At 70.8% G+C, this 20,655-nt stretch carries 14 protein-coding genes; 8 read left to right on the plus strand and 6 right to left on the minus strand.

Annotated features, from left to right (window positions below):
• The first annotated feature begins 214 nt into the window (after positions 1 to 214).
• Positions 215 to 1,387 carry an arginase family protein gene (locus ACLQ2S_RS19670; protein ID WP_425702271.1) on the plus strand — a complete coding sequence of 391 codons (1,173 nt, stop codon included), beginning with the start codon at positions 215 to 217 and terminating at the stop codon, positions 1,385 to 1,387.
• A 43-nt stretch (positions 1,388 to 1,430) separates the two neighbouring features.
• On the opposite strand, the gene ACLQ2S_RS19675 is transcribed toward ACLQ2S_RS19670, so the two are convergent.
• Positions 1,431 to 3,386 carry a penicillin-binding transpeptidase domain-containing protein gene (locus ACLQ2S_RS19675; RefSeq protein ID WP_425702272.1) on the minus strand — a complete coding sequence of 652 codons (1,956 nt, stop codon included), beginning with the start codon at positions 3,384 to 3,386 and terminating at the stop codon, positions 1,431 to 1,433.
• A 284-nt stretch (positions 3,387 to 3,670) separates the two neighbouring features.
• Here ACLQ2S_RS19675 and ACLQ2S_RS19680 point away from each other — a divergent pair, with 284 nt between their 5' ends.
• The gene (locus tag ACLQ2S_RS19680; RefSeq protein ID WP_425702273.1) at positions 3,671 to 8,722 is read left to right on the plus strand and encodes an NAD-glutamate dehydrogenase; all 5,052 of its coding nucleotides are present in this window, start codon (positions 3,671 to 3,673) and stop codon (positions 8,720 to 8,722) included.
• 37 nt (positions 8,723 to 8,759) lie between these two features.
• Here ACLQ2S_RS19680 and ACLQ2S_RS19685 read toward each other — a convergent pair whose 3' ends face one another.
• Together ACLQ2S_RS19685 and ACLQ2S_RS19690 are read right to left on the minus strand one after the other, a co-directional pair.
• The gene (locus tag ACLQ2S_RS19685) at positions 8,760 to 9,365 is read right to left on the minus strand and encodes a class F sortase (protein ID WP_155221175.1); all 606 of its coding nucleotides are present in this window, start codon (positions 9,363 to 9,365) and stop codon (positions 8,760 to 8,762) included.
• A 79-nt stretch (positions 9,366 to 9,444) separates the two neighbouring features.
• Entirely contained in the window at positions 9,445 to 10,431 is a 987-nt protein-coding gene (locus tag ACLQ2S_RS19690; protein WP_155221173.1) for a hypothetical protein, read from the minus strand.
• Between the two features lie 510 nt (positions 10,432 to 10,941).
• Here ACLQ2S_RS19690 and ACLQ2S_RS19695 point away from each other — a divergent pair.
• A complete protein-coding gene (locus ACLQ2S_RS19695; RefSeq protein WP_155221171.1) occupies positions 10,942 to 12,753 on the plus strand; it encodes a glycoside hydrolase family 6 protein in 1,812 nt (603 codons plus the stop codon).
• Positions 12,754 to 12,951: 198 nt separating this feature from the next.
• Here the strand turns inward: ACLQ2S_RS19695 and ACLQ2S_RS19700 are convergent, their stop codons facing one another.
• From ACLQ2S_RS19700 to ACLQ2S_RS19710, 3 genes are all read right to left on the minus strand, one after another.
• A complete protein-coding gene (locus ACLQ2S_RS19700; RefSeq protein ID WP_155221169.1) occupies positions 12,952 to 13,332 on the minus strand; it encodes a hypothetical protein in 381 nt (126 codons plus the stop codon).
• Positions 13,333 to 13,490: 158 nt separating this feature from the next.
• A complete protein-coding gene (locus tag ACLQ2S_RS19705; protein ID WP_425702274.1) occupies positions 13,491 to 14,441 on the minus strand; it encodes a hypothetical protein in 951 nt (316 codons plus the stop codon).
• Positions 14,442 to 14,451: 10 nt separating this feature from the next.
• Positions 14,452 to 15,048 (minus strand): hypothetical protein, encoded by a 597-nt coding sequence (locus tag ACLQ2S_RS19710; protein ID WP_425702275.1) that lies wholly within the window; start codon positions 15,046 to 15,048, stop codon positions 14,452 to 14,454.
• A 297-nt stretch (positions 15,049 to 15,345) separates the two neighbouring features.
• Here ACLQ2S_RS19710 and ACLQ2S_RS19715 point away from each other — a divergent pair, with 297 nt between their 5' ends.
• From ACLQ2S_RS19715 to ACLQ2S_RS19735, 5 genes are all read left to right on the plus strand, one after another.
• Positions 15,346 to 18,042, plus strand: a complete 2,697-nt coding sequence (locus ACLQ2S_RS19715) for a nitrate- and nitrite sensing domain-containing protein (RefSeq protein ID WP_425702276.1) — start codon at positions 15,346 to 15,348, stop codon at positions 18,040 to 18,042.
• Positions 18,042 to 18,461 (plus strand): roadblock/LC7 domain-containing protein, encoded by a 420-nt coding sequence (locus ACLQ2S_RS19720; RefSeq protein WP_196222599.1) that lies wholly within the window; start codon positions 18,042 to 18,044, stop codon positions 18,459 to 18,461. Before ACLQ2S_RS19715 ends, ACLQ2S_RS19720 begins: the two co-directional genes overlap by 1 nt.
• Positions 18,451 to 18,840, plus strand: a complete 390-nt coding sequence (locus ACLQ2S_RS19725; RefSeq protein ID WP_155221159.1) for a DUF742 domain-containing protein — start codon at positions 18,451 to 18,453, stop codon at positions 18,838 to 18,840. Before ACLQ2S_RS19720 ends, ACLQ2S_RS19725 begins: the two co-directional genes overlap by 11 nt.
• Positions 18,821 to 19,423, plus strand: a complete 603-nt coding sequence (locus ACLQ2S_RS19730) for a GTP-binding protein (RefSeq protein WP_155221155.1) — start codon at positions 18,821 to 18,823, stop codon at positions 19,421 to 19,423. The genes ACLQ2S_RS19725 and ACLQ2S_RS19730 overlap by 20 nt, the downstream gene beginning before the upstream one ends.
• Before the next feature lie 116 nt (positions 19,424 to 19,539).
• Positions 19,540 to 20,559 carry a lactonase family protein gene (locus tag ACLQ2S_RS19735; RefSeq protein WP_425702277.1) on the plus strand — a complete coding sequence of 340 codons (1,020 nt, stop codon included), beginning with the start codon at positions 19,540 to 19,542 and terminating at the stop codon, positions 20,557 to 20,559.
• Positions 20,560 to 20,655 lie beyond the last annotated feature (96 nt).

A 20,655-nucleotide genomic window follows, 5' to 3' on the forward strand; every position in this document is an offset into this window, starting at 1 on the left:
GCGGGCCGGCGTGCCGCCGGCCCGCCCCGACAAGCGAAACGGACGGAGCCTAGGTGAGCGCGAGGAGTGAGCTTGCGAGCCCCGCAGTCGTGAACGCATGGGCTTCGGTGAGCGCGAGGAGTGAGCTTGCGAGCTCCACAGTCCTGAACGCATGGGCTTCGGTGAGCGCGAGGAGTGAGCTTGCGAGCTCCACAGTCCTGAACGACAGTGGCCCATGATGCGCCGAATCGCCGTCCTCGACGCGCCGAGCAACCTCGGTCTGCGCCCACCCACCCCCACCTCGGTCCCCGGCTGCGGCAAGGCGCCGGGTGCGCTACGGGACCAGGGCCTGCTGCCGCGCCTGCGCGCCCGGGACGCGGGTCACCTGACTCCGCCGCGTTACGACGCCGGTGACTGGCGACCCGGCGACGGCGTCTGCCACGCGAGGGAGATCGCCGGCTACTCCGTGGCGCTGGCCGACCGGATCGGCGCGATCATCGACCGGGGCGAGTTCCCCCTGGTCCTCGGCGGTGACTGTTCGATCCTGCTCGGCTCGGCGTTGGCCATGCACCGGCTCGGGGAGGCCGTCGGCGGCCGGATCGGGCTGGTCTTCGTCGACGGCCACTCCGACTTCCGGCATCCCGGCAACGCCTCGTACGTGGGTGCGGCGGCGGGCGAGGATCTCGCCCTGGTCACCGGCCGGGGCCAGGCCGACCTCGCGGCCATTGAGGGCCGCCGTCCCTACTTCCGGGACGTGGACGTGGTGGTGCTCGGCATCCGGGCGCAGGACGAGTATCGGCTCGACCTCCAGGCCGCCGGGATCATCACCCGGCCGGTGCCGGCGTTGCGGGCCGAGGGCGCGGCGCGTACCGCCCAGTGGGCGCACGAGCAACTCGCCGACTGCGCCGGCTACTGGGTACACGTCGATCTGGACGTGCTCGATCCCGCCGTGATGCCGGCGGTCGACGCGCCGGACCCGGGTGGCATCGCCTTCGCCGAGCTGGAGATCCTGCTCGCCGGTCTGGTCGACACCCCGCACTGCCTCGGCGTCGAACTGACCGTGTTCGATCCCGACTACGACCCGGACGGGGCGTATGCCGCGGAGATCGTCAACACCGTCGTGTCCGGCCTGCGTCCGGTGACCGCTCCCGGCTCGAAGCCACCGCGACCGCGTTCCGAACGGCCACCGTCGGCCAGGCCGTCGGTTGGATCCGATCCGATGAAACTCGTTTCTCCCGTCCTGGCCGACGAAGCCGTACCCGCCGCCGGTGCGGGCGTCGCGGCCACTGCCGGTGCACAGCCGGACCCGGAACCGGTCGGCGTGGTCGCCCCCGATTCCGGTGGCCGCGCGGAGGTGCCGACGCCCTCCCACGCGATCGAGGACGACGGCGACGTCCTGCTCGGCTGACGTCGCCGGGGACCGGGCCGACGGCCTTGGCCGCACCGAGGCTTCAGCGGGGGAGAGCACGCAGGAATCGTTCCGCGATCGGTACCGCGGTGCCGCTGCCCGAGCCGCCCTTCTCGACGAAGACCGCGAACGCGATGTCGCCCTGCCAGCCGACGAACCAGGCGTGGGTGTTCTTTGGGTTGTTGTCGTACTCGGCGGTGCCGGTCTTGCCGTGTACCGGCTCGCCCGGCACGTCCCGCAAGGCGGTGCCGGTGCCGGTGGTGACCACCTCGCGCATCATCTCCCGCACCGCGGCGACCGCCTCGGCGTTCAGTTGCGGGCCCGGCTCGGCGGCCTGCTCCGGTGCCGGGTCGAGCAGCAGCTTCGGTGGGACGAACTGGCCCTTGGCCACCGCCGCGGTCGCCGCGGCCATGGCCAGCGGGCTGACCACGGTCGTGCCCTGCCCGATCGCCGCGGCGGCCTGTTCGGTGGCGCCGCCACCCGCCGACACCTTCCCGGTGAACGCGTCCAGACCAAGATCACCCCATTCGCCCTCCAGGCCCAGGGCGCGTCCGGCGACGGCCAGCCCGTCCGCGCCCAGTTGGGGAGCGAGCGCGGCGAAGGCGGTGTTGCACGACTTGGCGAAATCGGTGCGGAACGGCACCTCGCCGAGGGCGAAGTCGTTCGAGTTCTTGAAGGAGCGCCCGTCCACGGTGAACGTCTTCGGGCAGGCGACCGTGCTGTCGGGGGTCACCGCGCCCCGCTCGATCAGCCCGAAGGCGCTGACCATCTTGAAGGTCGAACCGGGGGGCACCTGCGCGGTGAAGGCGAGGTTCTCCCCGGCCGCGCCGGGGCCGTTGGCGGCGGCGAGCACGGCACCGTCGGTGATCCGTACGGCCACCAGCGCGGACCGGCGGCGCTCGCCGCGCAACGCCGAGTCGGCGGCGTTCTGGGTAGCCACGTCGAGGGTCGTGTGAACCGGCTGGCCGGGCTGTGGCTCGACGCGGAACACCTCGGTGTCGGTCGACTCCACAGTGCCGTTCGGCCCGGCCTGGTTGATGACGACGGTCAACCCCGGCACGCCGCGTAGTCGATCGTCCCAGCGACCCTGCAACCCGCCGTGACCGACGAGGTCTCCCGGGGAGTACCGGTCGGGATGCTCGGCGAGGTCTTCGGCGAAGGCGGGATCGACGCTGCCGAGCACGGCACGGGCGAACTCGCGGGTGGGGGCGAGCTCCAGCGTGTCGGTCGGGAACTTCGTCCCCGGCAGGGGGTGGATCCGAGATCTGATCTGCCGGTACGCCTCGTCACGCAAGGTGACCACCTCGACGAAAGCGTCCGGTTTCGCCTCGGCCAACCGCTTGGGCAGGTCGGACAGGTCGACTGGCGGGGTGATGGTCGGCCGGATGGCGCGGAAGGCGGCGTCCAGTTCGCGGACCATGGCCTCGACGTCGGTCACCTGATTGGGCTGTAGACCGACCCGGACCACGCCACGCGGTTTCACGATCGGCTCACCGGCGCTGTCGAGCACGCTGGCCCGGGACGCCCGGTCCCGCCGCAGCCCCAGCCGGTCGCCCCGGGTGAGCTGTTCCTGGACGATCTGCGGCTCCCAGATCACCTGCCACTGGTCGTCGCGGCCCTGGGTGAGTCGCACCGGCCGGTCGTACGTCCAGTCCGTGCCGCCCGGCAACGTCCACTGGGCGCGGATGGTGGCGGTGGCGGTCTTCTGGACCACCTCGGGATCGCCCTGACGGCTCAACGTGAGCGGTGCGTCGACCAGCTCACCGGAGAGTTCCCGGATCTCCCGGACCACGTCCACGGCGGGAACCTTCGCGCCGGTCGGGTCGACGAAGCCGACCGCGTTCAGGTCACCCTTGCGCCACCCCTCCAGGAAGGCATCGACGGTGCGCTGCGGGCCGTCCTCGCCGGAGCAGGCGACCAGACTCGCCGCCACGACCAGACAGGCAGCGGCGGCGGCCAGGGTCGACCGGCTGCGGTGGCGTTGGCGCGGTACGTACATCAGGGGCTTCCTCCTGGTCGGCTGCTCCGCACGCTAGTACGCCGAGGCACCTGCCACTGCCCCGGGCGTACCTGGCTGGGAAAAGACGGTCTCGTGACGGTGTGATGAACAACTTCAGGCGGGGTACTCCGAACCCGGCCGAACCTCGTACCGCAACGGGTGAAAGGACGACGTCGAAGATCCGGATGGCCGGCCGGTGGTCCGCCGACGGCGAAACCGGGCGGTCGGCCTAGGCTTGGCGGCAGAGTGACCCACAGCGCTGTGGGTCGAGGGGAGTGGCACCGATGGACCGGCGTCCGGCGATCAACCCGGAACCCGACATCCGGCTGGCTGAGACCGGCCGGGACGACAGTTTCGACACGGCGACCGACGGGGACGGTTTCGGTCGGCTAGACACAGGTGCGACCGGGATGACCGGTTCCAGCATCGACACCCTCTACGATCTCGGGCTGCCGCCGGAGGCGCTCGCCGAATCGGAGGACGGCGAACTCGACGAGCCGGTGCCGAACGCCGAGCGGCTGGTGGCCCAGGCGGTGGCGCTGGCCGGCGACGACCACGACGCGGCGACCCTGGTGAGCCGGTTCTGGCGGTTCGCGCCCGACGAGGAGCTGATCGGGTTCACCGCCGAGGAGATGCTCGACGCCGCCCGCGAGCACCGGGAACTGGCCCGGCAGCGGGTGCCGGGTGAGTTGAAGCTGCGGATCCACTCACCCGACGCGGAGCAGCACCACAGCGTCATCGAGATCGTCACCGACGACATGCCGTTCCTGGTCGATTCGGTGACCGCCCTGCTCAACACCCACCATCTCGACGTCCACCTGCTGGTGCACCCGCTGGTGGTGGTGCGCCGGGAGCCGCTGGGACGGCTGGTCGAGGTCGCCGCCGACGTGGAGCCGGACGACGCGATCTCCGGCGACCTGGTCGAGAGTTGGATGCACATCGAGATCGACCCGGTCCGCGACCCGGAGGAGCGGGAGAAGCTGCGGCGCGAGTTGCAGCGGGTGTTGACCGACGTACGGGAGGCGGTCGAGGACTGGCCGAAGATGCGCCAGCGCGCCCTCAGCCTCGCCGACGAGTTGGCCGCCGCCCGGACCAGTGACAACCGGCCACCGGTGCCGGAGAAGGACATCACCGACTCGGTCGAGTTGTTGCGCTGGCTCGCGCACGACCACTTCACCTTCCTCGGCTACCGGGAGTACCGGCTGGTACCGAACTCCGCCGACGGCGGGTCGGCGCTGGAGGCGGTGCTCGGCACCGGGCTGGGCATCCTGCGTCAGGACTCGCCGGAGGCGCGGGCGCTGTCCTCGATGACGCCCGAGGCGCACGAGAAGGTCACCGAGAAGCGTCTGCTGATCATCACCAAGGCGAACTCGCGGGCCACCGTGCACCGCTCGGCGTACCTCGACTACATCGGCTTCAAGATCTTCGACGAGAACGGTGAGGTGGTGGGCGAGCGGCGTTTCCTGGGCCTGTTCTCCACCGCCGCGTACCGGACCAGCGTGCAGGAGCTGCCGGTGGTCCGGCGCAAGGTCGCCGAGGTGCTGGACCGCTCCGGACTGAGCCTGCGCAGCCACTCCGGCAAGGATCTGATGCAGATCCTGGAGACGTACCCGCGCGACGAGCTGTTCCAGATCAAGACCGACGACCTGTACCACGCGGTCATCGGGGTGCTGCGGATGGCCGGTCGCCGACAGCTGCGGGTCTTCCTGCGGCGCGACGCGTACGGGCGGTTCATCTCCTGCCTGATCTACCTGCCCCGGGACCGCTTCACCACCCAGAACCGGTTGCGCATGCAGGACATCCTGCTGCGGGAGCTGAACGGCGTCGGGGTGGACTACACCACCCGGGTGACCGAGTCGATGCTGGCCCGGGTGCACTTCATCGTGCGTACCGACCCGACGAATCCGCCCGGGGACATCGACGCCGACCTGTTGGCCGAGGAGCTGGCCGACGCCACCCGGTTGTGGGACGACGACTACCGGCTGGTGCTGGAACGCAAGCTCGGCGACGAGCAGGCCAAGCACCTGTTCAGCCGGTACGCCGACGCGTTCCCGGAGGGCTACAAGGACGGGCACACGCCGTACGAGGCGATGAAGGACCTGGCCAAGCTGGAGCTGCTGGAGGAGCCCGGCCAGCTGGAGATGCACCTGTTCCGTAAGCAGGCGGCACCGCGCGCCGGCGGTCGGGGCCCGAACGTCGACGAGTTGCTCGACGTCCGGTTCAAGGTGTACCGCTACGGCGAGCCGATGATGCTCTCGGCGGTGCTGCCGGTGCTGCACTCGCTCGGCGTGAAGGTCGTCGACGAGCACCCGTACGAGGTGGAACGGGTCGACGGCCGGATCTGGTTGTACGACTTCGGGCTGCAACTGCCCGAGGGGCACCAGGAGCTGGCCGAGGTACGCCCGCACGTGGAGAACGCCTTCGCGGCGGCGTGGCGGGGCGAGGCCGAGGTGGACCGCTTCAACGAGCTGGTGCTGCGCGCCGGGCTGACCTGGCGTCAGGTGGTGGTGCTGCGCGCGTACGCGAAGTACCTGCGCCAGACCGGCACGGTGTTCTCGCAGGACTACATGGAGTCGACGTTCATCGCGTATCCGCACCTGGCCACGCTGCTGGTGCAGCTGTTCGAGGCGCGGTTCGAGCCGGGCCCGCGTACCGCCGCGCAGCGCGAGCAGCACGGCGCGGAGTTGGTCGCCGAGATCAACGCCGGGCTCGACGACGTGGCCAGCCTCGACCAGGACCGGATCCTGCGGTCGTACCTCTCGCTGATCCAGGCCACCCTGCGGACCAGCTTCTATCAGAAGCCGGTGGGTGGGCGGCCCAAGCCGTACGTGGCGTTCAAGCTGGATCCGCAGGCGATACCGGAGCTGCCCGCGCCCCGGCCCAAGTACGAGATCTTCGTGTACTCGCCCCGGTTCGAGGGTGTGCACCTGCGGTTCGGGCCGGTGGCCCGGGGTGGCCTGCGCTGGTCGGACCGGCGTGAGGACTTCCGGACCGAGGTGCTCGGCCTGGTCAAGGCGCAGATGGTGAAGAACGCCGTGATCGTGCCGGTGGGCGCCAAGGGCGGCTTCGTGCTCAAGCAGAAGCCGGGCGACCGCGACGAGGCGGTGGCCTGCTACAAGGAGTTCGTCGGCGCGCTGCTCGACGTCACCGACAACATCGTGGCCGGCGAGATCGTGCCACCGGAGGACGTGGTCCGGCACGACGGCGACGACCCGTACATGGTGGTGGCGGCGGACAAGGGCACCGCGACCTTCTCCGACACCGCCAACGAGATCTCAACGGCGCACGATTTCTGGCTGGGTGACGCCTTCGCCTCCGGTGGTTCGGCCGGTTACGACCACAAGAAGATGGGCATCACCGCCCGGGGCGCGTGGGAGTCGGTCAAGCGGCACTTCCGCGAGCTGGGGCATGACACCCAGAGCCAGGACTTCACCGTGGTCGGGGTCGGCGACATGTCCGGTGACGTGTTCGGTAACGGCATGCTGCTCTCGCAGCACATCCGGTTGGTGGCCGCCTTCGACCATCGGCACATCTTCCTCGACCCGGATCCGGACGCGGCAGCCTCGTACGCCGAGCGGAAGCGGCTGTTCGGGTTGGCCCGGTCCACCTGGGAGGACTACAACGCCGAGTTGATCTCCGAAGGTGGTGGGGTCTTCCCGCGTACGGCGAAGTCGGTGCCGATCTCGCCGCAGGTGCGTACCGTGCTCGGGCTCGACGACGACGTCGAGCAGCTGAGCCCGCAGGAGCTGATGAAGGCGATCCTCACCGCGCCGGTCGACCTGTTCTGGAACGGTGGCATCGGCACCTACGTCAAGTCGTCCAGCGAGACCAACGCCCAGGTGGGTGACAAGTCCAACGACGCGATCCGGGTGGATGGCCGCAACCTGCGCTGCCGGGTGGTCGGTGAGGGCGGCAACCTGGGCTTCACCCAGCACGGCCGGATCGAGTACGCCCAGGCGGGCGGCCGGATCTACACCGACTTCATCGACAACGCGGCCGGGGTGAACTGCTCCGACCACGAGGTGAACATCAAGATCCTGCTGAACACCGCGGTCGCCGACGGCGAGCTGACCCTGCCCGAGCGGGACGAGTTGCTCGCCCAGATGACCGACGAGGTCGCCGCCCTGGTGCTGCGGGACAACTACGACCAGGCGCGGGCGATCAACAACTCCCAGGCCCAGGCGACCTCGCTGCTGCCGGTGCACCGCCGCATGATCACCGCGCTGGAGCGCGCGGGTGTGCTGAACCGGTCGCTGGAGGCGTTGCCGACGGACGAGGAACTGGCGGTCCGTACCGAGACCGGGTTGACCGCGCCGGAGTTCGCCGTCGTGCTGGCGTACGTGAAGATCGCCCTGGAGAAGGAGATCCTCGCGGACCGGCTGCCGGACGAGGAGTGGACCGGCGAGGTGCTGGTCAACTACTTCCCGACGCCGATGCGGGAGCGGTTCGCCGACCGGATGGACCGGCACCGGCTGCGCCGCGACATCGTGACCACCGAGCTGGTCAACGAGGCGATCAACCGGGGCGGGATCTCGTTCGTCTTCCGGGTGGTCGAGGAGACGGGCGCGACGGCGGCGGACGTGATCCGGGCGTACGTGGTGGTGCGGGAGGTCTTCGGCCTGCGGCGGTTGTGGGACGAGGTCGAGGCGCTGGACAACCGGATCGATCCGGAGTTGCAGACCAACGTCTACCTCGACACCCGACGGCTGCTCGACCGGGCGGTGCGGTGGCTGGTGACCAACCGCCGCTCGCCGATCGACGTGCCGTCGGAGATCGCCCGGCTGCGCGACGGCATCACCCGGCTGCTGCCCAAGATGGAGACGCTTTTCTACGGCAGCGAGCGTGAGTCGATCGCCGCGCACATCGACTCCCTGACCGAGCGTGGTGTGCCGCGCGAGTTGGCCGAGCTCAGCACGCGCCTGATGTACAGCTTCGGCCTGCTGGACGTGGTGGAGACCGCCGCCGGCACCGGGCGGGACGTCGACGAGGTCGCCTCGGTCTACTTCGTGCTCTCGGACCGGTTCCGGGTGGACTCGCTGCTGTCGAAGATCTCCCTGTTGCCACGGGAGGACCGGTGGCAGACCCTGGCCCGGATGGCGCTGCGGTACGACCTGTATGCCGCGCTCGCCGCCCTCACCGCGGAGGTGCTCGAATCGACGTCGGCTGACCTTTCGCCGCAGGAGCGGGTCCAGCAGTGGGAGCAGTCGAACGCCACCTCGATCCACCGTGCCGAGCGGGCGATGGGTGAGTTCGACGAGTCCCGGGCGGACCTGGCGGCCCTGTCGGTCCTCCTGCGCCAGATCCGCACCCTCGTCCGTACCTCCGCCGCCACCTGATCCCCGCCGCCACCCTGACCCCCGCCACCCAACCGGGTCAGGGGGTCAGGGTGGCGAAGGCGATCACGTTGTCGGGGTAGTTGCCGGTCGCCTCGTCGAACTGGCCGCCGCAGGTGACGACCCGCAGTCCCGGTCGGTCGGTGGGGCCGTAGACCTGCTCGGTGGGAAAGGAGTTCTTCGGGTACGACGCGACCGAGTCCACCCGGAAGGTCGCCGTGCGGCCGTCGGCCCGTTCGACGGTGATGGTGTCGCCGGGCTGCACGGCACCCAGGGAGAAGAAGACGGCAGGTCCGATCGCGGCGGAGTCGACGTGCCCGACGATGACCGCGTTGCCCGACTCGCCCGGGCTCGGTCCGGGCTCGTACCAGCCGGCGAGCATCGCCTGGTCGAGCGGAGGTACCTGGACGGTGCCGTCCGGGTTGGTGCCGAGCGCCATGATGCTGGCCCGCACACCGATCCGGGGGATGTTGATGATCGTGGGGGTCGCGCGGGGTAGGCCCGTCGGTGCCCGCGTCGCCGGGTCGAGGTCGGCCTCGGTGAACGGGCTGTCCGGGGTCGGGTCGGTGGTGCCCGCCAGCGGCTGCGGCGGGCGTGCGGGCTCGGTGGTCTTGAGGGAGGCGCCGATCAGACCGGAGCCCAGCATGGCGAGCAGGACGACGACGGCGGTACCGACGGCGCGCCACGGTCTCCCGTGACGGCCGTCGGCCCGTCTCGTCGTCGCGTCAGGCCGTGAAGTCACTGGTCCGACGACGGCGCATCAGCACGAGGCCACCCAGTGCGGCGGCGCCGACCAGGCTCGCCCCGGCCGTGGCCAGGCCCCGGTCGGCGCCGGTGGCGATGCCACCGTCACCGCCGTCGACCCCACCGCGCGGCAGGACGACCAGTTCGCCCGTGCCGCAGGAGCCCTCCAGCTCGTACGTGCCGGGCTTGGCGTCCCGGGCCACCCGGGCTTCGCCGTAGTAGACGAAGTCCTTCTTGTGCTCCCAGCTGTCGGCTTCGTCGGCGGCCTGGTCGCGCTTGCCCGACCAGCCGTGCTCGCCGGACTCACCCGACCAGTCACGCTCACCCGACTCACCCGACCAGTCGCGTCCGCCGGACTCGCCGGACCAGTCGCGCTCGCCGGACCAGTCGTGTCCGCTGGACTCGCCCGACCAGTCGCGTTCACCGGACCAGTCGCGTTCGGCGGAGTCCGAGCCGTTCTCGTGCCGACCCGACCAGCCGCTTCCGGACTCCTCGCCCTTGCCGTCCTCGCGCTTCCAGTCCTTCTTGTCGCGGCCACCCTCGGCGTCCTGGCCGTGCTCCTCGCCCTTCCAGTCGTCGCGGGCGTCAGCGGCACCGCCACCCCAACCGCTGCCGGACTCGGCTTCGCCCGGCTGTGAACGCTCGTGGCCCGACCAGCCTTCGCTGTCCGCGCCGCGTTCGCCGTTCCCCCAGCCGTGGTCGCCCCGCGAGTCGCGGCCCTGGGCCGGCGTGAGCTTGACCTTCCCGGTGACCTTGGACCAGACGAAGGGCTGTTCCTGCGGCTCGCCGCAGATCTGCACGAGCTTGACCTCTTCGCCGGCCTTGACGGCGTGCGGCTTGGCGAAGACCTTGCCGTCGTCCGTGTCTGACTGGCCGTCGGCGTACGCGACCCCCGGCGCGAACACCAGCAGGGAGGCGCTGCCGAGGGCAGCACCCGCAACAACCTTCCCCAGCATGTTCTTAGCCATGACCTGTGTCACTCCATCCCTGTTGTCCTGCGGCCGGCAACAACCGAGCCAGAACCGACGTTAGACCGTTTCATGACTTATGCAGGGAAAGATTCGTGTTCTGGCATTAGTTCGGTATGCCGGGTTCTGTGGGGCTGCTCGACCGGAAAGGGCGCCCCGTCCGCCTGTCGGGTGGCACGCGCGGCTCGGAGCCGCGAAAGTGGTGGGGGATTTGTCCCGGTAGGGTTTCGAAAATATCGAACCATTGCCATGGAAGCGCTCCCATGCAAGAATCGCTGCACGCGGTGAGCCGAGCCACACCGCGTAGGCAGGTGTCGAGGGCATCCGGTTCGCCGGACGACCACCTAGCCGCCGACCGGTGAGACCGGTCGTCGCACCACCACCAACGCCCGTCCGGGTCGGGCGCTCCGAAGAATCCCGTTGGTACCGGCGGTCGTCCCACGGAGGACGTCCTTCGGGCCACGTGCCGGGCCGTACGCGGATCCGGTCTCGCCCAAGGAGATCAGTGGCATGAATGTGTGGAGAAGGCTGTCCGGCCGACGCCGGGCCGTCGCGCTGGCCGGCGCGAGCGCGCTGGTCGCGGGCGGTTTGGTCACGCTTCCCGTGACCGCGGCGCACGCGGCGACGCAGTGCGACGTGACGTACACGACCAATGACTGGCAGGGCGGCTTCACCGCCAACATCTCGATCAGGAACGTCGGCGACGCGCTCAGTAGCTGGACGCTCGGCTTCACGTTCCCCGACTCCAACCAGCGCCTCGTGCAGGGCTGGTCGGCCCGGTGGAGCCAGTCGGGCAGCAACGTGACCGCGCAGAACGAGTCGTGGAACGGCAACCTGGCCTCCGGCGCCAGCGTGGACATCGGCTTCAACGGGTCGTGGAGCGGCAGCAACCCGAAGCCCACCTCGTTCACGGTCAACGGTGTGGCCTGCAACGGCGGCACCACGCCGACGACCCCGCCGCCGCCCAGCTCCCCGCCGCCGAGCGAACCGCCGCCCAGCTCCCCGCCGCCGAGCGAACCGCCGCCCAGCTCCCCGCCGCCGACGAGCCCGCCGCCCCCCGGCACCAGGGTGGACAACCCGTACCTGAACGCCACGGGCTACGTGAACCCGGAGTGGAAGGCCAAGGCCGAGTCGGTCAGCGGCGGCAACCGGGTGTCGAACATCTCGACCGCGGTGTGGATCGACCGGATCGCGGCGATCGAGGGCACCGAGGACAGCCAGTCCAACGGCCCGATGGGCATCCGGGACCACCTGGACGAGGCGCTGCGGCAGAACGCGGACTACATCCAGTTCGTCATCTACAACCTGCCGGGCCGCGACTGCGCGGCGCTCGCCTCCAACGGTGAGCTGAAGGCCGACGAGCTGCCGAGGTACAAGGCCGAGTACATCGACCCGATCGCGGCGATCCAGGGTGACTCGAAGTACCGCAACCTGCGGATCATCAACGTCATCGAGGTCGACTCGCTGCCGAACCTGGTGACCAACACCACCGGTAACGCCGGCGGCACCGAGATGTGCGACACGGTGAAGGAGAACGGCGCGTACGTGCAGGGTGTCGGCTACGCCCTGGCCAAGCTGGGCGCGTTCTCGAACGTGTACAACTACGTCGACGCCGGGCACCACGGCTGGCTCGGTTGGGACAGCAACTTCACCCCGACCGCCCAGATCCTGAAGGAGGCCGCGACGGCCTCCGGCAGCACCGTGAACCACGTGCACGGCTTCATCACCAACACCGCGAACTACTCGGCCCTGATCGAGCCGTACGTGAAGGTCACCGATTCGGTGAACGGGCAGACGGTGCGGCAGTCCAACTGGATCGACTGGAATCAGTACAACGACGAGCAGAGCTTCGCTCAGGCGTTCCGTCAGGAACTGGTCCGGCAGGGCTTCCCCAGCAGCATCGGCATGCTGATCGACACCTCCCGTAACGGCTGGGGCGGCAGCGACCGGCCCACCAGCGCGGGCCCGACGACCAGCGTGGACGCCTACGTGGAGGGTGGCCGGGTCGACCGCCGCATCCACAAGGGCAACTGGTGCAACCAGGCCGGTGCGGGCATGGGCGAGCGGCCGAAGGCCGCGCCGGCGTCGGGTATCGACGCGTACGTCTGGATCAAGCCCCCGGGTGAGTCGGACGGCTCCAGCCGGGAGATCCCGAACAACGACGGCAAGGGCTTCGACCGGATGTGCGACCCGACCTACGAGGGCAACGAGCGCAACGGCAACAGCATGAGCGGCGCCCTGCCGAACGCCCCGATCTCGGGTGCCTGGTTCCCGGAGCAGTTCGCCGAGCTGATGGCCAACGCCTACCCGCCGCTGTCCTGACGGGTACCGGCATACCCGCCGCCGGCAGTAGGTGAGGCGCTGCGGCGGCAGGTCACCTGGGCCCCTGGTCCGACCGCACCGGTCGGACCAGGGGCCCCTCGCGCCGCCTGCGTCACGGTTGCCGTCACCCGCCTGACGTGCGGTACGCCGCAACCGGCCACCGCCGTCCTGGCGAGGGCGCACCGTGGCGCAGGCGGATCAGGGCACCGTCCTCTCGATGGCGGCACGACCGACCTCCTCCAGGTCACGCCGCGCCCGCTCGATGTTCTCGGCGGTCAGATCCTGCCCCCGGGCCATCACCAGATCCTCCGGCTCCCAGGGCTGCTCCGCGCCGGTACGGATGTTGTCCGGTGCGGCTCCGGTGCCGGTTCCCGTCGCCCCGGTCCCTGCGGCGTACGGGTCGGCGATGATGTTCTCGGTCGGTGCGTTTTCGGTCGGCTCACCCGGTTCGGCGAACACCGGATTGTCCCGGTCGGCTCCGCCTCCGGTGACGAGCTGAGGAACGGTGCTGTCGTCCTCGACCGCCGCGATCGCCTCGGGGCGCTCCTCCAGCGGTCGTTGTCGATCACGATCCGTCATCGTTGCTGCCCTCCTGTCCGTGGCGCTCTGGCGACGCGACCCTGATGCGCGTACCCGCCTCGCCGGTGGCCATGCCTGACGGGACACACCGAAGGCGGGTGCCCCCGGCTTCGGGGTCACCCGCCTTCAGCTGGTGTGGAGGTGCTGAGCCGGCGTGATCAGCGGCCGAGTACGCGGTCGAGGAAGTCCCGGTACTCGCGCACGGCCACCCGCAGCTGCTCGGTGTCGGAGGAATCGGACTCCTGCCAGCTGCCGAGCTTGTTGCGGTGCTCGGCCAGCGCGGCGGAGAGCGCCTGCATAGCCTCCTCGACCAGCGACTGCGCCTCACCGGCCGCCGCCCGGGGGTCGTCCACGAAGCGCAGCTGGACGTCGCGCCAACGATCCCGGAAGCCCTGCGCCGTCGCATCGTCGAACAGGGTCGCCGCCCCGGCCGGAACCGTCGCCCCGGAGGTGGCCGTGCCCGTACCGGCGGTCTGCGTGTCGGGGTCGACCATCGTGGGGGTGGCGCTGCCGAAGCCGGCCCCGCCCGCCGCCGCCGTGTCGTCGGCCGTCGCGGTCGCCCGGATGTCGTCGTCGGCCGTCGTCAGGTCCGTGTCGACGCGGTCATCCGCCGCCTCGCCGTCGACCGAGGCCGCCACGTCGTCGTCGACACCGTCCACGTCGTTGTCGTCGACACCGTCCACATCGGTGTCGTCCACGTCGTCGGTCCGGTCGAACTCGGCCGTCGGGTCCGCCCGCAGTCCCTCCCGCTCGCCGTCGACCGCGCCGTCGCCGGGGCGAGCGGTCTCCTCGTCGCGCGGGTCACGCTCGTCCTCGGGGCGTGGGCTGGCCAGCGCCGAGGCGGCGACCGCGCCACCGACGGTGGTCGCGCCGAAGGCGGTCGGCACCGGACCCGGCTCGTTGAACTCGGCCGCTTCGTCGTCGGCGCCCGGACGGCCGTCCCAGGGGCGGCCCCGGTCCGGCTCCGACAGGTCACGGTCCGTGGGCTCGTCGAAGGCGTCGACGTCCGCGATCGTCTCCCGGTCGTCGTCGGTGGTCGGCACCGCCACCGGGGCGGAGCGTACGGTCTCCGGGTGGTCGTTGTTGAGCTGCTGCTCTTGCTGCCGCATGGTGTTCTCCTCAGCGGTTGGTGGCGTCGTGGGCGGCGTCGGGCTGGCGCTGTTCGGGTGCCCCGGCGGTGACCGGCGGCTCCTCGCCGAGCAGGTCGCCGAAGAGGGCGCGGTAGTGGACGACTGCCTGGCGAAGGTCCTCGGTGCTGGCCTCGCCCCGGGAGTTGCGCAGGTGAATCTCGTGCGCGTCGCGGTAGTGGCCCAGCGTGCGCGCGTGCTCGACGGAGAGATGAGCGATCTGGTCGTCGAACTCACCCGTGGGGTAGCCGCGTTCGGCGATCAGCCGGGTTACCAGTTCGTCGGCCTGGCCGACGGTCTCGGCGGGGGAGTCGACGAAACGCACCTGGAGTTCCTCCCACGCCTCGGCGTACCGGGCCCGGGATTCGGGGGCGAGCGGGACCAGTTCGAGTTCGGCGTGCCGGCGCTCCCGGTCCCGAAGTTCGCGCTCGGCGGCGGTGCGGCTGTCCTGCTCGGCGACGACATGGTCGTACTCGGGGCCGAAGCGCTGCCGGAGCGCCCGGCGGCGGCCGGCCACCACGACGGCGGCGGCGACGGCGGCGACCACCAGGATGACGATGACGGTGACGACTATCTGCGTGGGCGACATGGCTCCTCCTTCGCATGCAGGTATTCCCGCCACGCAGTGATCGCCAATCCCGTTCCGGAGCACTTTCCTGAGCCGACCCGGTCACGGTCGGGGCCGAACCCGACAAGCGGTTCGTCCTCGGAAGGTTCGGTAACGTACCGGTAGTCTCGACGGACGGTAGTGCGACCGGCGCGGATTACGTATCCTGCCCAAGGCGCCCGAGCCGGTGCCCCGGAGGACAAACCGGGGTGCGCCCCGGCGACGGCGCTGCCCGGCTGCGCCGGAGCCCTTCCAGCCACCCTTCCGGGCGAGGTCCGATTGAACACCCGCGACTGGCCGATCCGCTCGAAGCTGACCGCGTTGGTCGTCGTGCCGGTCACCGCCCTGCTGGCACTGTGGATCTTCGCCACCACGCTGACCTTCGGGCCGGCGCTCGATCTGCTCTCCGCCCGCACCCTCCTGTACGACCTCGGTAGGCCCGGCGAGACCGTGGTGGCCGAGCTGCAACGGGAACGCCGGCTCTCGGTGGTGCACCTCGCCTCGCCCCGTACCGAGTGCGGGCAACCGCCGGCCAACTGCGTACTGCCGGCTCTGGTGGAGCAACGGGCCCGCACCGACGCGGCGATCACGGAGCTGCGTCGGCGGGTCGCCGGGGAGCAACTGCGCGACGCCGCCGGTGACCTGCTCGAATCCCGGCTCGATCGGTTCCTCGGCGAACTGGACGCGTTGCCCGCCGGTCGCGCCTTCGTCGACCGTCGGGACATGGACCGCGCCGGTGCCGTCGGTTTCTACAGTGGAATGATCGCTTCGGCCTTCCACACCTTCACCGCCCTGGCCAACCTGCCCGACCACGACCTCAACCGCGAGGCGTTGGCGCTGACCAGCCTCGGTCGCTCGCGGGAACTGCTGGGCCAGACCGACGCGCTACTGGCCGGTGTGCTGACCGCCGGAAGGTTCGCCGAGGGTGAGCACACCCTGCTCGTGCAGGGCATCGGTAACCAGCGGTTCCTGGCCGAGGCCGCAGTGGCCGACCTGCCCGAGGCGGATCGGGCCGCGTACCGGCGACTGACCGAGCAGGAGGCGTTCGGTCGGTTGCGGACGATGCAGGACGAACTCATCGCCGCAGACCCGTCGGCGCGACTCAGGATCGACCCGCAGCAGTGGCAGCGAAGCCACGACGCGGTGCAGCAGTCGCTGCGGGACTTCGAACTGACCCAGGCGGACGGGCTGGCCGACCGGTCCGTGCCGATGGCGGTGAGCATCCTGGTGCGGCTGGCCGCAGCCGGGCTGCTCGGCCTGGTCGCCGTGGTGCTGTCGCTGGTGGTGGCGGTCCGGGTCGGTCGCTCCCTCGCGCGCCGGTTGACGCTGGTACGCGGCGCGCTGGCCGACGCCGAACAACGGCTACCGGAGGTGGTGGACCGCCTGCGTAATGGGGAGCAGGTCGACCTGGCGCAGGAGACGTCGGTGGCGGACCGGGGAGCCGACGAGATCGGTCGGGTCGCGCAGGCGTTCACCGAGGTGCACAAGGCCGCCCTCCGTTCGGCGATGGTCGAGGTCAGCCTGCGACGTGGTCTCAACGACGTGTTCCTGAACATCGCGCGACGCAGCCAGGGGCTGGTACACCGGCAGATCGCCCTGCTCGACCGGCTGGAACGCGACGCGGAGGACCCCGATCACCTGGCCGAGTTGTTCCGCGTCGACCACCTTGCCACCCGGCTGCGTCGGCACGCGGAGGACCTGGTCATCCTCGCCGGTTCCGCACCGGGGCGGGGCTGGCGTAACCCGGTCGCCATGGTGGACCTGATCCGGGGGGCGATCTCCGAGGTCGAGTCGTACGACCGGGTCGACATCACCACCGTGCAGCCCGCCGGCACGGTCGGCCGGGTGGTGGGCGACATCATCCACCTGCTCGCCGAGCTGATCGAGAACGCCACGGCGTACTCACCGCCCGAGTCGCGGGTCGAGATCTCGGGGGAGCACGTGGCCCACGGCTATGCCCTCTCCGTCTCCGACGACGGTCTCGGCATGAGCGAGGCGGCCATCGAGGAGGCCAACCTCAAGCTGGCCCGAGCACCGGAGTTCGACCCCAGCGACACCGCTCGGCTCGGCCTGTTCGTGGTGGCGCGGCTGGCCGCCCGGCACGACATCCGGGTGCGGCTGCGCCGGTCCGAGGGGACCGGGATCACCGCCGTGGTGCTCATCCCGACCGAGCTGATCACGGAGGAACCGTCGCTGCTGCCCGACCCGGAGGGACTGCCGGGTGACGATGGTGGGGCCACGCCGGAGCAGCGGAGGCTGGCCCGAGCCACCCGGCTGACCACGGTGCCCCGTCCCCGGTCCCGACGTGGCGCGGCGGCGTCGCGCGGCGGATCGGCTCCGGGCGGTGCGGTCTCCGAGGCGACGGCGACCGCCCCGGCCGGTTCGACGGTCGAGCCGGCCGAGGGCGACGGCCTGCCGCGCCGGATCCGGCGGCGACCCGCCGCGCAGAACACCGCCGCCGCGTCCGCTCCGTCGCCCGCCGGTGCTGGCGATGACGCCGCGTCCGGTACCGAGGCTGCTCCTGCCGACCCGTCCGCCGCGTCGGATCCGGCTGTCGCCGTCGGGGCGGGACCAGCCTCCGCCGCCGGGCCGCGACCGTCCGGAACCGAGCTGCCCACGCCCGGGTCGTCGGGTGCCGGAAGGCCGGCCGACGTACCCCGGGCTGACCGTGCGTTGGAGGAACCCACCGTCCAACTGCCGGCGATGACCACGGACACGGCCGGAATCGACGCCCCGACCGTGCGGCAGCCGGTGGTGCGGCGGGCCCAGTCCGGGCCGTACCGTGACCCGACGCCGCGAAGCCCGGAGGAGGCCCGTCGGGTCATGTCGGCATTGCAGGCAGGCACCGCGCGGGGTCGGCGAGCCGCCGGTCGCGTCACCGATCCTGGCCAGGATCGGACCACACCGCCGCCCGACTCACCGCCGGGCACCGGACCAGCGTCGGAATCCCCGACCGTGACTGAGAGGGACGCCTGATGCAATCGACGAGGCAGAACGCAGATCTCGACTGGCTGCTGGACGACCTGCTGGAGCGGGTGCCGACCGCGCGGCACGCGGTGGTGTTGTCGGCGGACGGCCTCCTGCTGGGATCCTCCGCCAACCTGGACACCGCCGATGCCGAACACCTGTGCGCCCTCGCCTCCGGCCTGTCCAGCCTCGCCCGTGGCGCCAGCCGACAGCTGGTCGGTGGACCGGTCCGGCAGACCGTGGTGGAGATGGAGTCCGCGTACCTCTTCGTCACCACGGCGGGACAGGGCGCGTGCCTGGCGGTCGCCAGCGACGCCGACGCGGACATCGGCCTGGTCGCTTACGAGATGGCGATGTTGGTGACCCGGGTGGGCGAGAACCTGGGTGTGCCGGCTCGGGCATCGGTGAGTGCCGCCGATGCGGACTGACTTATCCGAGCCGCGACACGAGTGGCTCGACGACGACGCCGGGCCGGTGGTGCGGCCGTACACCCTCACCGGGGGACGCGTCCGCCCGAGCGCGGACGGGGTCGACCTGGTCGCGTACGTGCTGGCACAGCCGGACCCGGATCTCGCCGCCTACCCGGAGCTGCATCCCGAGCACCGCCTGCTGGTGGAACTCGCCGGCAGCGGCACCCCGGTGGTGGAACTCGCCGCGGACCTGGACCTGGCGGTCGGCGTGGTCCGGGTGCTCCTCGGCGACCTGCTGGTCCGGGGACTGGTCGCCGTGCACCAGCCGCCGCGAGCCACCTACCTACCCGACAACGACATCCTCAAGGCGGTGGTCGATGGACTCCGTGCGTTATGACGGCGAGCGGCGGGGCCACCGGGTGCCCATCGCGCTGAAGATCCTCGTCGCCGGTGGTTTCGGCGCCGGCAAGACGACGCTGGTGAGCGCGTTGAGCGAGGTCCGACCGTTGCAGACCGAGGAGATCCTGACCGGTGCCGGCATCGGTACCGACGACATCTCCGGGGTGGAGACCAAGTCGACCACCACGGTCGCGATGGACTTCGGGCGGATCACCATCAACGACGACCTCCAGCTGTACCTCTTCGGCACTCCCGGGCAGGACCGCTTCTGGTTCCTCTGGGACGAGTTGGCCTTCGGAGCGCTCGGCGCGGTGGTGCTCGCCGACACCCGACGGTTGGCCGACTGTTTCCCCTCCATCGACTACTTCGAGCAGCGGGGTATCCCGTTCGTGGTGGGGGTCAACTGCTTCGACGACGCCCGGCGGTTCAGCCTGGAGGCGGTACGCAGGGCCCTGGACCTGGACCCGGACGTGCCGATGGTGCTTTGCGACGCCCGGGACCGGCAGTCCGGCAAGACCGTACTGATCTCCCTGGTCGAGCACGTCGCCCGGCAGCGGGGCGAGCCGGTGTCGACAGCCTGATCCGACCGGAGGGCCGGTCGCGGTTGGTAGGTCTAACCCGTCGGTGTCGGGGGAAGGCAGTTGGTGGGAATCGGGGGATCAGGAGCGGAGGGCGGGAACCTGTGGCAGCGCGAGACGTGATCGTTCACATCGGCGGATACACCGCGCACAGCGGAGGGCGCGGCACCGGCATCGTCGCCGCCCGGCGGGACCCGGGTACGGGCCAGCTGACGGCGCTGGGCACCGTCGCGGTCACCGAGTCGCCGTCCTTCCTCACCCGCCACCCGACGCATCCGGTGCTGTACGCGGTCAACGAACTGCCCGACGGTCGGATCAGCGCGTGGCGGGTCGGCACCGACGGTGACCTGGCGTCGGTCGGCTCGTGGCCCACCGGCGGCGCGGAGCCGTGCCACCTGGCGGTCGCGCCCGACGGCGGGCACCTGTTCGTGGCCAACTACGGCGGCGGCAGTGTCACGGTGTTCCCGCTCGACGCCGAGGGGGTGCCCGGCGAGCGCACCGACGTGGTGGAGCACCAGGGGCACGGGGCGGACCCCCAACGCCAGGAGCATGCGCACGCGCACATGGTCTCGCCGGGCACCGGCGCGTCGCCGTTGCTGGCGGTGGACCTCGGCACCGACTCGATCTACCGGTACGACCTCGACGCCGCTTCCGGGCGGTTGGTGCCCCGGGCACCCCGGGTACGGACCGCGCCCGGGGTGGGGCCCCGCCACCTGACCCGGCACCCCGACGGGCGGCGCTGCTACGTCTCCGGCGAGCTGGACGCCTCCGTGCTGGCCTACGAGCTGACCGACGGGGTGCTGCACCAGCTGGGGCGGGTGGATGCCAGCGAGCGGGGCGGGCACGTCCAACCGTCCGAGATCAGTATCGGTCCGGACGGCCGCTTCCTCTACGTCGCCAACCGAGGTGTCGGCACCGTGACGGTCTTCGCCATCGGCGCGGACCTGCCCGAGTTCGTGGCGGAGGTGGAGACCGGCGGCGAGTGGCCGCGTCACTTCGCGTTCGTCGGGGGGCATCTCTATGTCGCCGACGAACGGGCGGACATGGTGCGTACCTTCCGGGTCGATCCCGCGACGGGGGTGCCCGAGGCGATCGGCGAGCCGCTGACGCTGGGCAGCCCTACCTGCGTCCTGCCCTGATCGTGGGCTTCGAGACATCGACGTACCCACATTACGGCGCTGACCCGTCACTCATAGTTACTAAATGCCGGTAAACTGTTTCTCCTCTGTAACTTT

Source organism: Micromonospora sp. DT48 (assembly GCF_049844495.1).
In the GTDB taxonomy this organism is placed as follows: Bacteria; Actinomycetota; Actinomycetes; order Mycobacteriales; family Micromonosporaceae; genus Micromonospora.